Source organism: Novosphingobium sp., from assembly GCF_024642085.1.
Taxonomy (GTDB): Bacteria; Pseudomonadota; Alphaproteobacteria; order Sphingomonadales; family Sphingomonadaceae; genus Novosphingobium.
Genome location: NZ_JAHEBV010000063.1, coordinates 93,349 through 106,903 on the forward strand (window position 1 = coordinate 93,349; position 13,555 = coordinate 106,903).

Here is a 13,555-nt window from a genome sequence, read left to right on the forward strand (position 1 = left end):
GGTAGAGATGGTCTAGGCTTACCGCCCGCAACCTGCGATATGACCATTTGGGCAGGAAACATTTTCAGGACGTAAAGCGCGATGTCACCCGAAGATCTCATTGCAAACAGCCATGTTGCCGCCGTGGTGAGTGATCCCACGCTGCCCGACAATCCGATAATTGCCTGCAACACCGCGTTCATGCAGCTGACCGGCTATGACCGCGACGAAATAGTGGGTCGCAATTGCCGGTTTCTGCGTGGCGAAGGAACCGAACCCGAACAAACACTGATGTTGCGCGAAGCCGTGGCGGCGCGGCGTCCGGCAATGGTCGAGCTGATCAACTATCGCAAAGACGGCTCGGCCTTTCGCAACGCCGTTATGATAGCCCCGTTATTCGATGACGGAGGCGAGCTGCTTTATTTTCTTGGCTCGCAAATGGAAATCGATGCCGAAGGAGCGAGCAGGCATGACCGTGCACGTGACCAGATCGCGGGATTAACTCGCCGCCAGCAGCAAATCCTAGAAGCGCTGTCGAAGGGGCGTCTCAACAAGCAGATCGCCTGGGAACTTGGTCTGACGGAACGAACGATCAAAATGCACCGTGCTGCGCTGCTTAGGGCACTTGGTGTGCGCACGGTGGCCGAAGCAATCCGCATCGCAATCGAGGCGGGGTATTAGGCTGCGGATCGGTCATCACGGTCAGTGTAGCTGACTTCGCACTTAGTGCATCCGGCTGACGGCGAAGCGGGCCAGATCGCGCAGCGGACTTGCCTTTGGTCCGAACATGTCGAGCGCTTCGTGACAGGCATTTTCCAATTGGCTGGCCTGCTTGGCCGCGCCTTCCAACCCCAGCAAAGCGGTCGCGCTCTTGCGGCCGGCATCGCCATCCTTGCGCAGCGCCTTGCCGACAACCGCCGTATCGCCAATTGAATCCAGCATGTCATCGCGGATCTGGAAGACGAGGCCCAAGTTCTCGGCAAAGCGCAGCAGCCGGCTGCGTTCCTCTGCGGAACAACTGCCAAGCATGGCCCCGGCTTCGACTGCAAAGCGGATAAGCGCCCCGGTCTTGCGCGATTCGCATTCGAACAGGTCCTGCTTGGTTGGCGCAGCAGGCGGATACAGATCCATCATCTGGCCGCCGGCGAGGCCGTCCTGACCGACCGCGCGGGCCAGCGCCAGCACCAGGTTGGCGCGCACCGCTGGATCGGCGTGCGTTGCTTCGTCTGCCAGCATTTCAAAGCCCAGCGCGATCAGCGCATCGCCAGCCAGCACGGCAGTCGCCTCGTCAAACTTGCGGTGTAACGTGGGGCGGCCGCGGCGAAGATCATCGTCGTCCATACAAGGCAGATCATCATGCACCAGCGACTGCGCGTGGATGCACTCTATCGCCGCACCGACCCGCAGCGCCTGGGGATATGCCCCCCCGCACAGGTCGGCCACTGCGGCAACCAGCAAGGCGCGGAACCGCTTGCCGCCGCCTATCGTGGCATAGCGCATCGCTTCAGCCAGTCGGCGATCGCGCCCGCGCGCGGCACCTATCGCCGAGTCCAGCTCGTTATCGATGGCGCGGCGCAAGCCTGACAGACGATCTTCGAGCGATCCTGTCACGGCTTTTTCATCAATGGGATCAAGGGAAACAGCGCGGAAGCGCACGCGCTCGGCCTCTCCGTCGCATTCCTCGATCGCAAAACCAAGCGCTGCCAAGGCTTCACAAACGCCCGTGACCGCCGCTTCAGGGGTTGAAGCAGCTGCTGTCACCCCGATAGTCCCAGCGTAGTCCGCAGCATCGGCGGGCAAATTGGCAGCACTGGCAATCAACCGCGCGTCCGGACATCCTGCAGCCTGTGCCACCTCGACCAGGCGGCGGGCGTTGGACGATATTGTATCGCCCACTACCAGCACCAGGTCGCACCGCGGTGCGATAGCCTCTATCGCTTGCTGGCGGTTGGTTGTGGCATAGCAGATGTCGCTTGAACGCGGGCCGACAACATCGCGATAGCGTGCCGTGATTGCGGCAATCATGCCTTCGGCCTCTCGCATCGCGAAAGTGGTCTGCACGGCATAGGCAACAGCGGTATTGGGGGCGAGCTCAAGCGTGTCGAGATCGTCGGGGCGGTTGACGACCGAAACCACACCAGCGGGTACTTGGCCCAGCGTGCCGACCACTTCGGGATGGCCCAGATGGCCAATTAGCAGGACATGCCGCCCAGCGCGGTACCACGCTTCGACTTCAGCATGCACTTTGGAAACCAGCGGGCAGATCGCATCGACCAGACGCAGTTGCCGAGCCTGCGCAGCCACCTTTACCGAACGCGCGCTGCCATGCGCCGACAGTATGGCAACAGCGCCTTCGGGAATCTCGTTCACGTCCTGAACAAACACTGCGCCCTTGCGTTCAAGCTCTTCCACTACGGCACGGTTGTGTACAATTGCGCGCCTGACATAAACCGGAGCACCGGCCCGTTGCAGCGCCTGTTCGACCGTATCGATTGCGCGCTGTACGCCCGCACAAAATCCGCGCGGGTTAGCCAGTAGTACGCGCCGGGACCCGCTAATTTGCTTGTCGCCGTGACCTTGGGTGTTACAGCGTGACGCCATGCTTATCCTTCACGTCCCCGTATTGCGCCGCGACCTGCAGCGGAGCCAGCCGCCCATTGGGACATGTTGTTTGCACCCTGTTGCCGCATAAGTGCAAGCAATGACTGCAAAACAGACCGCCATTGTAATTGGTTCCGGATTCGGCGGGCTGGCTCTTGCCATCCGGCTGCAAAGCGCGGGCATCGCAACGACAATTGTCGAAGCCCGCGACCGTCCGGGTGGACGCGCCTATGTCTGGAAACAGGACGGCTATACATTTGACGCTGGACCCACGGTGATAACCGATCCGGCCTGCCTGGAAGAATTGTGGGCGCTGTCGGGCAGCCGCATGGCCGATGATGTTACCCTGTTGCCGGTCCATCCGTTCTACCGATTGATCTGGAATGACGGAACGAAGTTTGATTATTCCAACGTCGATGCCGAACTTAATGCCGAAATCGCCAAGCTCGATCCGGCTGACATGGCTGGCTACGCGCGGTTCCTGGAATATTCGAAAGGCGTGTATGAGGAAGGCTATCTAAAGCTGGGAGCCGTGCCGTTCCTCGACTTCTCCCAGATGTTGAAAGCTGCGCCGGCACTGGCAAAATATCAAGCCTGGCGCTCGGTCTATTCAATCGTTTCAAGCTTCGTCAAAAACGACAAGCTGCGCCAGGCGCTGTCGTTTCATACCCTGCTGGTCGGCGGCAACCCGATGAACACCAGCAGCATATATACCCTTATTCACCGGCTCGAAAAACTGGGCGGGGTATGGTTTGCCAAGGGCGGGACCAATGAACTGGTCAATGGCATGGTTGCGTTGTTTGAGCGGCTTGGGGGTACGTTGATCCTTGGTGACAAGGTCTCACGCATTTCCCACACGGGCAAGCGCGTGACCGGCGTAGAAACGGCTGGCGGTAAGGTGCTGAGCGCCGACATGGTTGCGACCAACGGCGATCTGGTTCACAGCTACGGTCTGATTGAAGGGTCGGCCTATGCAGCGCGCAAGGTTCGCTCGCTTCACCGCAAGCGCTTTTCACCCAGTCTGTTCGTGGTCCATTTTGGGCTTAACGGCACGTTCCCCGGCATCGCCCATCATTCGATTTTGTTTTCCGATCGTTACGGTCCGTTGCTGAAAGACATATACAAGTCCGGCACTCTGGCGGATGACCCCTCGCTCTATCTTCACCACCCCAGCGCTACCGATAGTGGCATGGCACCTGCTGGCAAGTCGGCGTTCTATGCTCTTGCTCCTGTACCGCACATGGGCCGTGCGCCGGTTGACTGGGCGGTTGAGGGGCCGCGTTACCGCGATGTAGTGCTGGGCCGGATTCGCGATTTGCTGATCCCCGACCTCGATCAGCGCATGGACACCTGTTTTCACTACACACCGCAGGACTTCCATGACGATCTGGGCGCCCATCTGGGCAGTGCCTTCAGCCTTGAGCCGGTGCTGTGGCAAAGTGCCTGGTTCCGCGGCCACAACCGCGACGATCACTTTTCCAACCTGTATTTTGTAGGCGCGGGCACCCACCCAGGCGCGGGGATACCGGGCGTCGTGGGCAGCGCCAAGGCCACCGCCAGCCTGATCGTGTAATCGCAGGCAGAAGACGCTATAAAGCTACCATGCACCTTGTAACATTTGCCCTGATATTCCTGGCGACCATCGCCTTCATGGAAGTGTTCGCTTACGTGATGCACCGCTGGGTAATGCACGGCGTGGGCTGGTTCCTTCATGCCAGCCACCACCGCGCGCGAACCGGGCCGTTCGAATGGAATGACCTTTACGCAGTGATCTTTGCCGGACCGTCAATTGCGCTGCTGTGGATGGGTGTACGCGGCGGTTGGGGAGACTGGGCAGCCGCTGTTGGGGCGGGAATTGCCGGCTACGGCGCGATCTATTTCGGGTTTCACGACTGGATCGTGCATCAGCGGCTGCCCCACCGGATCGTGCCGCGCAGCGCTTATTTCAAACGGATCGTCCAGGCCCACCGCCTGCATCACGTAGTTGAAAGCAAACACGGGACAGTCAGTTTCGGGTTTTTGTGGGCGCCGCCGGTTGATCAGCTCAAGGCAGAACTGAAGGCATCGTCCGGGGCGCAGCTGCGTGAGCCTTCGCTGCAAGATTAGCGTGGGCGGATCCAAAGGCCGGTGCGCGGAGCAGGCTTTGGCTTGGTCAACCCGCGCAGCGCAGATTGCCCCAGCAAGGCGAGTTTACCTGCGCTGCTGACCCGCACCCGCTCGTCCCAGGCGGCCTCGCCCAGCGCCCAAACCTTCTCGCCGATTGCCCCATAAATCCCGTCTGCCGCCAATACCGCCAGGCGGGATCGGAACGGCAGGCGTGCCGCGCCCACCCGGGCTGATGCGCGATAGGGCCGGGCGCTATCAACCAGCCGCGCCGCAAGCCGGGCCACGGCGGGACGGTGATGGAGATCGATCAGATTTTCTTCGCTGAGTCCTTCGGTTGCCAGCCACTGCGCGGGAAGATAGCAGCGCCCTACCTTGGCATCGGGCACCACGTCGCGGGCAATGTTCGCGAGCTGAAAGGCCAGTCCAAGATCGCAGGCCCGGTCCAGCGTATCGTCATCATCCGGCGCTACGCCCATCACAATCGCCATCATGCAGCCGACCGATCCCGCCACGTAATAGCAATAGCGCATCAGGTCGTCTTCACTGGCCGGGCGCCAATCCGCTGCATCCAGCGCGAAACCTGCCAGATGATCGGCGATGTAGCGGCGCGGCATAGCGGTTTCGCGCGCGACCTGACGCAGCGCGGCAAAGGGAAGGGGCACGGGTGCATCACTGTCGAGCGCAGCCCAGGTCAGCGCATCCAACTGGCCATGCGTACCCGGATCGGGCACATCCGCCGTGGCGCCGTGGCCCAGTTCCTGTCCATCGGTCATGTCGTCGGCCGCGCGGCACCAGGCGTAAAGCAGCCAGGCCCTTTCGCGGGTTTTGGGCGCGAACAGGCGGCTCGCGGCAGCAAAGCTTTGCGATCCGCGTGCGATGGTGTCGCGGGCCGCGGCGACAAGGGTGGTGCGCTCGCTCATCGGCGCAGCAGCGCGCCCAGCGCGGCGCCCACTGGCACCGGCGGTTTTCCCGACAGGATGCGCAGCTTGTCTGCCGCTGTCGGGACGCCTCCGTAAAAGCGCGCGACCAGCGCGAACGGCAGCCGGTAGAAATGCTCAAACACCCGGTAACGCTCGGCCGGGGCGGCGGCATGAAAAAGCATGCGGTTAAGCACGCGGAAGAACCGCATCGATTGCCAGTGGCGCGCAAACAGCGCCCGGCTCCACTGCGCGAGCGATGCGCTGTCGAAAGGGCCGTTGCGCTGCGCAAGATCGACTGCGTTCTGCAGCGCAAGGCCGAACGAATAGCCGGTGGTGGCATGAAAAAACCCGCCGCGCATACCAAGCCGGGCGACGGGATCATCATCGGGCCAGAACGTGTCCGGATCCCCCCCGATCAGGATCGGCAAGACACCGTGTTCGCGCCGGACTTCTTTGCCCAGCAAACCGCGCTCATCGGCAAGGGTCCGGACCCGGTCCGATACGGCATTGATGTCAAGCTCCGGGCCGTCTGCATAATACGTATCTTCCACCAGCACGCGATCGGCCGCCATCGGCAGGACATAGACAAACCGGTATCCGTCGATTTGCGGAATGTCTGCATCCATTACCGTGGCACAGGCGGCATCGCCAGCGCGGGCGGCAAACTCGATCCCGACAAACTTCTGCCAGCCCAGTTCCAGCCCCGGCATCGGTCCGGTCGGTCCCCGGGCATCGATAACCCCGCTTGCGCGAATGCACTCACCCGATTTCAGCACCACTTGATCGACGTGAATTGCCGCGACCGCAGCGCCAGTTCGCCAAGAGCCTGCCGGTAGCCGGGTCCTTACCAGCCGGTCCAGATCGGCTGCCGTGACCGCGTTGTAGGCGAAATCGAAGGTTCGTTTGCGGCGCGGAAACCGCACGGTGTGCCGGGGCCAGCGCACGGGATTCAAGGCGGCGATCAGATCTTTCGCGGCGTCCGGCACATCGCTGTCGAAAAACGACCAGGTATGGTTGCCGCCAAAGGTTTCATCCGCTTCAAGCAGAAGAATTGGCACGTCGGGCCTTTGCTGGACCAGGCACAGTGCGGCAAGCGCGCCGGCCAGACCGCCGCCGACGATTATTACGGGCAACGCTATATTCATGGTTTTGCCCTAAACGAAGGACTTGAAAGTGCCTAGCCTCACCAAAGGGGCGGGGACACAACGGGATTTCAACGACTGTTGATTGGGCGATTTTGATGATGAAAACCGCACCGCGATACTTTCGGCTGGCCGCTCTGGCAGCTATTGCGGCCATCGCAGCGATGGTGCCAGGCTCTCCGGGTCTGGCTGGCAGCGCTTTGCCTCAGCACACTTCGCTGACCGTCACCATTACGGGCATCAAATCGTCCAAAGGCGTGATTCGTCTGGCGGTCTGCCCGCCACAGGCCGGATTTCCGGAATGCAAGGAACGGGTCGTCAGCACGTCTGATCTGACGATAACAAACGGCACGGCGCATACCGTGCTAACAGGCTTGGCCCCGGGCAGTTACGCTATCAGCGTTTTCCACGACGCCAACGCGAACGGCAAGCTGGATACCTTTGCGGGCATTCCGCGCGAAGGCTACGGGTTTTCGGCCAACCCGGGTTTCAAGCCGCGGGCACCCAGGTTCGACGAAGCCAAGATCGAACTGACGGGCAGTGAAGCCACCGAAATCAAGATGCGGTACATTCTGTAACCAGATCACCGTTTCGCGCGAAAAAGGGAATGCGGCGCAGTGCCGCGCCTTCCCCTTTGGCCCGTTGCCCCCCATATGGTGCAACGGTTAAGCCCGGAACGAGAGGTTCATGATGTCGCAGCCCATTGCCACCCGCCGCTGGATTATCGGCGCTGCTCTTGGCGGAGTTGGCGCGCTGGCGTTGTCGCAGCACCTGGCGGCAGGGCGCCCCGGTGCACCATACAAGCTGACCGATGCACAGTGGCGCCAGCGGCTCACCCCGGCTTCGTACAAGGTCCTTCGTCACGCTGATACCGAAGTGCCGGGGACCAGCCCGCTGCTGAAAGAGCATCGCGCTGGCGTGTTCCACTGCGCCGGCTGCAATTGGCCGCTCTATGATGCCAAGACCAAGTATGACAGCGGCACCGGTTGGCCCAGCTTTTGGCAGCCGCTGCCAAATGCTGTTGCCACGATGACCGATTTGGAAACCGGCTATCCCCGGACCGAAGTGCACTGCCGCAATTGCGGCGGGCATCTTGGCCATGTCTTTAACGATGGTCCTAAGCCCACCGGCAAGCGCTATTGCATGAACGGCCTGGCGCTGGCGTTTCGCGCCGCAGGGAAGGCGTGATGCGCGCTGCTGTGTGGATCGCAGTGGGTCTGGCCGCGGCTGCAGGCACGCTGGCCTTTGCCCCTCGCAACGAAGCTGCTCCGGTGACATCCGCGGTGCGGATTGCGCCGCCTCAAGCGATTGCTGAAAAAGGCCCTCAGGTGGCGGTCTTCGCGGGGGGCTGTTTCTGGGGAATGGAAGGGCTGTTCGAACACGTCAGAGGCGTGACCGGCGTGGTCAGCGGCTATGCTGGCGGCGCGAGCAGCACGGCTACGTATGACCAAGTGTCGGACGAAACGACCGGTCATGCCGAATCGGTTCGAATTTCGTATGATCCATCGCGCATTAGCTACGGCCAGTTGCTGCAGATATACTTCTATGCGGCGCATGATCCGACACAGCTCAACCGCCAGACGCCGGATACCGGGCCAAGCTATCGCTCAGCCATTTTCCCGCAATCCGCCCAGCAGCGGGCCACGGCGGCGGCCTATATCGCCGCGCTGAACAAGGCCGGCGCATTTCGGAAGCCGGTGGTCACCAGGATCGAAAACGGAGCGTTTTTCCCGGCCGAGCGTTATCATCAGGATTTCATGCGCCGCAATCCGCAGCATCCCTATATCACCACGTGGGACATGCCCAAGTTGGCCCGGTTCAAGGCAGCTTTCCCGGCAAGCTACGCGGCCACTTACTGAACGGTTTCGGCCAGCAGCGCAGCGGCCTTGTCGTTGTCCCATTCGCGCGGACCGATATAGCGCCACACTTCCTGCCCTTGCGCATCGTAATAGATTGATGTCGGCAGGATCGTTGTCTCGAAGAAGGTCGACCATTCCCCATCGGGATCGAGCCAAGGTTCCAGCAGCGGTGCCTTGGCTTTGAGGAAGGGGGCGACCGCATCCAGCTTGGCCATGTCCTGGCTGACGGTCACGATTTTCAGCCCCTGGCCGCGCGTTTCGGCGAGGCGGTTGAGCGCGGGCAGTTCGGCGACGCAAGGTGCGCACCAGGTCGCCCACAGGTTGATCAGCACCGGCTGACCCTTAAGACTCGCCAGCTTGAGTTCCTTGCCGGCTGCGTCCTTGATCAGAAAATCGGGCATCGCGCTGCCGCGGTGGGCGCGGTTTATTACTCCATCGAGTGAAGCGCTTGGCGCGGCGTCACTTGCTTGCGGTTGCGCCTGACCGCCGGTTTGCCTATCGCACCCCCCGATCAGAAGGGTACAGCCAAGGATTGCAGCGGTGAGCGAGCGAGAAGATAGCAACAGCGAATCCAATGCAATGTGGGGCGGCCGGTTTGCCGAGGGACCCTCGGCGATCATGCGCGAGATAAACGCCTCGATCCCCTTCGACAAGGCACTGTGGCACCAGGATATCCGCGCCAGCAAGGCGCATGTCGCGATGCTGGCTGCGCAGGGAATTGTGACGCAGGCCGATGCAGACGCGATTTCCGCCGGGCTGGACCAGGTGGCGGGCGAGTACGAAGCCAATGGCGTCCCTGAAAACTGGGACCTGGAAGACATCCACATGACTACCGAAAGCCGGCTGGCCGAACTGATTGGCGCTCCGGCCGGCAGGCTCCACACTGCGCGCAGCCGGAACGATCAGGTGGCGACTGATTTCAAGCTCTGGGTTCGTGAAGCCTGCGTGGCGGTCGACGCCGCTCTGGGCGCCTTGCAGGTCGTGCTGGTTACCCGTGCGCAGGAACACGCTGCCAGCATAATGCCGGGCTTTACCCATTTGCAGACCGCCCAGCCGGTCACCCTGGGTCACCATCTGATGGCCTACTACGAAATGATCGGACGGGATCGTTCTCGCTTCGTCGATGCGCACCGCCGCGCCAGCCAATGCCCGCTGGGTTCAGCAGCGCTGGCCGGAACGGGCTTTGCGATTGACCGCGATGTGACCGCCAAGGCCCTGGGTTTTGCCATGCCGACCCGCAATAGCCTGGATGCCGTATCGGACCGCGACTTCGCGCTCGACTACCTGATGGCAGCCACCCAGTGTGCGCTGCATCTGTCGCGGCTGGCTGAGGAACTGATCATCTGGGCCAGCCAGCCGTTCGGCTTCGTCGTCCTGCCCGACAGCCTTTCGACCGGCAGCTCGATCATGCCGCAGAAGAAGAACCCTGACGCAGCAGAACTGGTACGCGGACATTCTGGACGGATCGCAGGGTGTCTGACCAGCCTGATGATGACGATGAAGGGCCTGCCGCTGGCCTATTCGAAGGACATGCAGGACGACAAGCCCCCGGTGTTCGAGGCTGCGAGCCTGCTTACATTAAGCCTCGCTGCGATGACCGGGATGATTGATGGTGCGACTTTTCAGACCGAACGGATGCGCAACGCCGCAGAGCTTGGCTTTGCCACGGCGACCGATCTTGCCGACTGGCTGGTGCGTCAGGCCGACATCCCGTTTCGCGAAGCGCACCACATCACCGGTGCAGCGGTGAAGCTGGCGGAAAGCCGGGGCCTGGCTCTCGATGCCTTGCCGCTGGCGGATTTGCAGGTGATTGACGCGCGGATCGATCAGCGGGTCTTCGCCGTGCTGTCGGTTGATGCCTCGGTCGCCTCGCGCGCCAGCTATGGCGGAACGGCGCCCGAACAGGTAATGGCTCGAATCGCCGAGGCCCGCCGCGATCTCGGGCTGGAGTGATCTTATGAAGCGCCGTGTCCTGGTTATTGCCGTGCCGCTTGCTCTTGCTGCCTGCGGGCAAAGTGCGCCGCTAAAGCCTGCTGCAGGTCAGACGCTGCCGGTTGCAGCCTATGGCGCCGAGGCCCAGGCTGATGCTGAAACGCTGCTAAAACCCACACCTCAGGCTGCGCCGGAACGTAGTGTCGAGCTTCGAAAACGGTCGGAAGACCGCTCCGAAGACCCGTTCGACCTGCCCCCGCCAGAGTGAAAGCCTGATCCAAATGGACCATTTTGAATACCGCAACGGCGTGCTTCACGCCGAGGACCTGCCGCTGAGCGTGATTGCCGAACAGGTCGGCACTCCGGTTTATGTCTATTCGCGCGCGACCCTGGAACGCCATGCGCGCGTGTTCCGCGATGCGCTGTCAATCCTGCCGCGCGTTCATGTTGCCTTTGCGATCAAGGCGAACCCCAATCTTGCCGTGCTTAATGTGATGGCCCGCGAGGGGTTGGGCGCCGATGTCGTTTCGGGCGGAGAACTGGCGCGCGCACTGGCCGCGGGCATGCCGCCTGCCGACATTGTCTTTTCAGGCGTGGGCAAACAGCACCACGAAATGATTCTGGGGTTGGAAGCCGGGATCGGCCAATTCAACCTCGAAAGCGAGGAAGAGGGGGTCGAGTTGTCGGCGCTTGCGGCCAAGCGCGGCCTGATCGCCCAATGCGCGCTGCGGGTGAACCCCGATGTCGATGCCCGCACTCATGCCAAGATTTCAACCGGCAAGGCGGAAAACAAGTTCGGCGTGCCGATCGACCGGGGCTGTGCGATCTATTCCAATCTGGCGGCTCTGCCGGGTCTCAACATGCGCGGCATTGCCGTCCACATCGGCAGCCAGCTAAGCGATCTGGAACCCTTCGAGGAAGCTTTTGCCAAGGTCGGTGCCCTGATCGCCGAGCTGCGCAGCCAGGGTCAAAGCGTAACTCACGCAGATCTGGGCGGCGGACTGGGTGTGCCCTACAAGGCGGGCGAGGTGTTTCCTTCGCCCCAGGCCTATGCCGAAATGGTTGCCCGTGCGACGCAAGGCTGGGACGTAACCCTGATGTTCGAACCAGGCCGGGTTATCTGCGGCAATGCCGGAGTACTGCTGACCAAGGTTGTCCGGGTCAAGCGAAGTTCCAATCAGGTGCCCTTTGTCATTGTCGACGCGGCCATGAACGACCTGGCCCGCCCGGCGATGTACGGTGCCTGGCACGACTTCGATGCAGTGGCCCCAACCGGGGAGCGAATGACTGCCCATGTGGTCGGTCCGATCTGCGAAACCGGCGATACTTTCGCCATGGACCGCGAAACCGATGCGCTGACGGCGGGTGATCTGGCCGTGTTCCGTACCGCCGGCGCATACGGCGCGACGATGGCCAGTTCGTACAACAGCCGCGGGTTTATTGCCGAGGTCATGGTCGACGGTGACAAGTGGGCGGTTGTGGCTGACCGGATCGTCCCCGAAGCGATCAGCGCGGCCGAACGTGTGCCCGATTTTCTGAAGGACTAACGGCGATGCACAGCCTGCCATTGTTCCACCGCATTTCGGGTCAGCCGGTGATCGTGGTGGGCGAAGGCGACATGGCTGATGCCAAGGCGCGGCTGGTCACGCGGGCAGGCGGACGGATCGTCGGGCCTGAGGACGACGAGGCGCGGCTGGCTTTTGTGGCTCTTGTCGATCCTGAAAAGATCACCGCCGCACTCAAGGCGCGCGGGGTGCTGGTCAACGTCGCTGACCGGCCCGACCTGTGCGATTTTACCCTGCCATCGGTGCTGGATCGTGATCCGGTGCTGATCGCAGTCAGCACAGGCGGGGCATCGGCAGGGCTGGCCAAGGTGTTGCGGCTGCGGCTGGAGCAGATGCTGCCCGCCTCGCTCGGCGTGCTGGCCGCCGGTTTGGGAGCAGCGCGTCAGGCAATGCGGAGGCGCTGGCCCGACGGGAGTGAACGGCGCCACGCGCTCGACCTTGCGCTCGCGCCGGGGGGAACACTCGATCTGCTCGATCAAGCCGCTCCGGAACGCATTTCGATATGGCTTGAACAAGGAAGGGCAAGCCCTTCACAAACCGTCGAAATCGATCTGGACAGCGACGATCCGGATGACCTCACCCTGCGCCAGGCACGGTGGCTGGGTAGCGCTGACGCGATACTGTGCGATGGGCATGTTGCTGCCGCCATCCTTGCCCGCAGCCGCGCCGATGCAGTGCGGTTGCCGCTTGATGCCGCAGCGCCACAAGATGCGCGGCTGACCGTTATTCTGCGGAAGCGCTGAGCAGGATCTTCATCTGGGCCAGCGCAATAGGCTTGGCCCGGTCATCCTGCCAGCATTCGGCATTGACCAGAGCGACGCGCCGCCCGGCACGGGTGACGGTGCCCATGGCAAAGGTGCGCTGCGCGGTGCCGCCACGCATGAACTCAACCGCCACGTTGACCGGCTTCAATTTCATCGCCTCGCCCCGGCGTTCCATCTCGGCGCGCAGCGCGGCAATCGCGGCCATCTCCATCAGACCGCTCATCGCCCCGCCGTGGAGGAAGCCTGGCCGGCCCAGGATGCGGTCGGAAAAGTCGACGCCCAGCACCGGCGTCCCGTCTTCGATCCGGTCAATCTCGATGCCAAGTGCGTGGGCATAGGGAGGCAGGTCAGCGCCGGTCACAGATAGGCTCCGTGCGTGGCCATGAATGTCCCGATCACATGGGCAACCGGATCGGACGGATCACCATCGTGGGCAATCCCACGGATAAAGGCAATCGTGCGTGTCAGCTTGTAGCATTCGCCGTGCCCGATCACGCTGCGCCCGGGAACGGCCGCGCGCATGTAATCGACCCGCAGATCCAGCGTGGCATGGGGCACAAAGGTGCCGGTCAGGGTCCACACCGACATCGAAGTGGCATTGTCCATCAGGCTGATGATCGGACCCGAGGCAAGCACACCGGTTTCCGCCACCCCGACAAGTTCATCACGCCAGGGCAGTTCCAGCTC

16 protein-coding genes are annotated in these 13,555 nt (G+C 62.3%); 10 read left to right on the forward strand and 6 right to left on the reverse strand.

The window, feature by feature from the left end; genetic code table 11:
- Positions 1 to 81: 81 nt before the first annotated feature.
- On the forward strand, positions 82 to 660 hold the full coding sequence (locus Q0L62_RS13420; RefSeq protein WP_296680792.1) for a PAS domain-containing protein: 579 nt from the start codon (positions 82 to 84) through the stop codon (positions 658 to 660).
- Between the two features lie 42 nt (positions 661 to 702).
- On the opposite strand, the gene ispH is transcribed toward Q0L62_RS13420, so the two are convergent.
- On the reverse strand, positions 703 to 2,580 hold the full coding sequence (gene ispH, locus Q0L62_RS13425) for a 4-hydroxy-3-methylbut-2-enyl diphosphate reductase (protein WP_296680795.1): 1,878 nt from the start codon (positions 2,578 to 2,580) through the stop codon (positions 703 to 705).
- 100 nt (positions 2,581 to 2,680) lie between these two features.
- Between ispH and Q0L62_RS13430 the strand changes: the two genes are divergently transcribed.
- Together Q0L62_RS13430 and Q0L62_RS13435 are read left to right on the forward strand one after the other, a co-directional pair.
- Positions 2,681 to 4,153, forward strand: coding sequence for a phytoene desaturase (locus tag Q0L62_RS13430; RefSeq protein ID WP_296680797.1), 1,473 nt, complete (start codon positions 2,681 to 2,683; stop codon positions 4,151 to 4,153).
- A gap of 29 nt (positions 4,154 to 4,182) precedes the next feature.
- The gene (locus Q0L62_RS13435; protein ID WP_296680800.1) at positions 4,183 to 4,686 is read left to right on the forward strand and encodes a sterol desaturase family protein; all 504 of its coding nucleotides are present in this window, start codon (positions 4,183 to 4,185) and stop codon (positions 4,684 to 4,686) included.
- Here Q0L62_RS13435 and Q0L62_RS13440 read toward each other — a convergent pair.
- Both Q0L62_RS13440 and crtY read right to left on the reverse strand, forming a co-directional pair.
- Complete coding sequence (locus Q0L62_RS13440) at positions 4,683 to 5,606, reverse strand: phytoene/squalene synthase family protein (RefSeq protein WP_296680803.1); 924 nt, start codon at positions 5,604 to 5,606, stop codon at positions 4,683 to 4,685. The two genes, Q0L62_RS13435 and Q0L62_RS13440, sit on opposite strands and share 4 nt — an antisense overlap.
- A complete protein-coding gene (crtY, locus tag Q0L62_RS13445; protein WP_296680806.1) occupies positions 5,603 to 6,751 on the reverse strand; it encodes a lycopene beta-cyclase CrtY in 1,149 nt (382 codons plus the stop codon). Before crtY ends, Q0L62_RS13440 begins: the two co-directional genes overlap by 4 nt.
- 95 nt (positions 6,752 to 6,846) lie before the next feature.
- On the opposite strand from crtY, the gene Q0L62_RS13450 reads away from it, so the two are divergent.
- The 3 genes from Q0L62_RS13450 (at position 6,847) to msrA (ending at position 8,607) form a co-directional block, all read left to right on the forward strand.
- A complete protein-coding gene (locus tag Q0L62_RS13450; RefSeq protein ID WP_296680809.1) occupies positions 6,847 to 7,326 on the forward strand; it encodes a DUF2141 domain-containing protein in 480 nt (159 codons plus the stop codon).
- 112 nt (positions 7,327 to 7,438) lie between these two features.
- Positions 7,439 to 7,936: a peptide-methionine (R)-S-oxide reductase MsrB gene (gene msrB / locus Q0L62_RS13455; RefSeq protein ID WP_296680836.1), complete on the forward strand. Its 498-nt coding sequence runs from the start codon at positions 7,439 to 7,441 to the stop codon at positions 7,934 to 7,936.
- Positions 7,936 to 8,607 carry a peptide-methionine (S)-S-oxide reductase MsrA gene (gene msrA, locus Q0L62_RS13460; RefSeq protein ID WP_296680812.1) on the forward strand — a complete coding sequence of 224 codons (672 nt, stop codon included), beginning with the start codon at positions 7,936 to 7,938 and terminating at the stop codon, positions 8,605 to 8,607. Before msrB ends, msrA begins: the two co-directional genes overlap by 1 nt.
- Here the strand turns inward: msrA and Q0L62_RS13465 are convergent.
- Positions 8,601 to 9,008: a TlpA disulfide reductase family protein gene (locus Q0L62_RS13465; protein WP_296680814.1), complete on the reverse strand. Its 408-nt coding sequence runs from the start codon at positions 9,006 to 9,008 to the stop codon at positions 8,601 to 8,603. The two genes, msrA and Q0L62_RS13465, sit on opposite strands and share 7 nt — an antisense overlap.
- A gap of 178 nt (positions 9,009 to 9,186) precedes the next feature.
- Between Q0L62_RS13465 and argH the strand changes: the two genes are divergently transcribed.
- Genes argH through Q0L62_RS13485 form a run of 4 tightly spaced genes read left to right on the forward strand, consistent with a single transcriptional unit; the run spans position 9,187 to position 12,847 of the window.
- Positions 9,187 to 10,560, forward strand: coding sequence for an argininosuccinate lyase (gene argH, locus Q0L62_RS13470; RefSeq protein WP_296680838.1), 1,374 nt, complete (start codon positions 9,187 to 9,189; stop codon positions 10,558 to 10,560).
- Positions 10,561 to 10,564: 4 nt separating this feature from the next.
- A complete protein-coding gene (locus Q0L62_RS13475; protein WP_296680815.1) occupies positions 10,565 to 10,807 on the forward strand; it encodes a hypothetical protein in 243 nt (80 codons plus the stop codon).
- 13 nt (positions 10,808 to 10,820) lie between these two features.
- On the forward strand, positions 10,821 to 12,086 hold the full coding sequence (gene lysA / locus Q0L62_RS13480; RefSeq protein ID WP_296680817.1) for a diaminopimelate decarboxylase: 1,266 nt from the start codon (positions 10,821 to 10,823) through the stop codon (positions 12,084 to 12,086).
- Between the two features lie 5 nt (positions 12,087 to 12,091).
- Complete coding sequence (locus tag Q0L62_RS13485) at positions 12,092 to 12,847, forward strand: bifunctional precorrin-2 dehydrogenase/sirohydrochlorin ferrochelatase (protein ID WP_296680820.1); 756 nt, start codon at positions 12,092 to 12,094, stop codon at positions 12,845 to 12,847.
- Here Q0L62_RS13485 and Q0L62_RS13490 read toward each other — a convergent pair.
- Entirely contained in the window at positions 12,828 to 13,229 is a 402-nt protein-coding gene (locus tag Q0L62_RS13490; protein ID WP_296680822.1) for a PaaI family thioesterase, read from the reverse strand. The genes Q0L62_RS13485 and Q0L62_RS13490 overlap by 20 nt on opposite strands.
- Positions 13,226 to 13,555: PaaI family thioesterase (locus Q0L62_RS13495; RefSeq protein WP_296680825.1), on the reverse strand; the 330-nt coding region annotated here is incomplete at its 5' end. The genes Q0L62_RS13490 and Q0L62_RS13495, both read right to left, overlap by 4 nt.

What these genes read in the sequence shown, in the direction of transcription:
- Q0L62_RS13420 (WP_296680792.1), top strand. Translation starts at nt 82, where the DNA reads ATGTCACCCGAAGATCTCATTGCAAACAGCCATGTTGCCGCCGTGGTG.
- ispH (WP_296680795.1), bottom strand. Translation starts at nt 2,580, where the DNA reads ATGGCGTCACGCTGTAACACCCAAGGTCACGGCGACAAGCAAATTAGC.
- Q0L62_RS13430 (WP_296680797.1), top strand. Translation starts at nt 2,681, where the DNA reads ATGACTGCAAAACAGACCGCCATTGTAATTGGTTCCGGATTCGGCGGG.
- Q0L62_RS13435 (WP_296680800.1), top strand. Translation starts at nt 4,183, where the DNA reads ATGCACCTTGTAACATTTGCCCTGATATTCCTGGCGACCATCGCCTTC.
- Q0L62_RS13440 (WP_296680803.1), bottom strand. Translation starts at nt 5,606, where the DNA reads ATGAGCGAGCGCACCACCCTTGTCGCCGCGGCCCGCGACACCATCGCA.
- crtY (WP_296680806.1), bottom strand. Translation starts at nt 6,751, where the DNA reads ATGAATATAGCGTTGCCCGTAATAATCGTCGGCGGCGGTCTGGCCGGC.
- Q0L62_RS13450 (WP_296680809.1), top strand. Translation starts at nt 6,847, where the DNA reads ATGATGAAAACCGCACCGCGATACTTTCGGCTGGCCGCTCTGGCAGCT.
- msrB (WP_296680836.1), top strand. Translation starts at nt 7,439, where the DNA reads ATGTCGCAGCCCATTGCCACCCGCCGCTGGATTATCGGCGCTGCTCTT.
- msrA (WP_296680812.1), top strand. Translation starts at nt 7,936, where the DNA reads ATGCGCGCTGCTGTGTGGATCGCAGTGGGTCTGGCCGCGGCTGCAGGC.
- Q0L62_RS13465 (WP_296680814.1), bottom strand. Translation starts at nt 9,008, where the DNA reads ATGCCCGATTTTCTGATCAAGGACGCAGCCGGCAAGGAACTCAAGCTG.
- argH (WP_296680838.1), top strand. Translation starts at nt 9,187, where the DNA reads ATGTGGGGCGGCCGGTTTGCCGAGGGACCCTCGGCGATCATGCGCGAG.
- Q0L62_RS13475 (WP_296680815.1), top strand. Translation starts at nt 10,565, where the DNA reads ATGAAGCGCCGTGTCCTGGTTATTGCCGTGCCGCTTGCTCTTGCTGCC.
- lysA (WP_296680817.1), top strand. Translation starts at nt 10,821, where the DNA reads ATGGACCATTTTGAATACCGCAACGGCGTGCTTCACGCCGAGGACCTG.
- Q0L62_RS13485 (WP_296680820.1), top strand. Translation starts at nt 12,092, where the DNA reads ATGCACAGCCTGCCATTGTTCCACCGCATTTCGGGTCAGCCGGTGATC.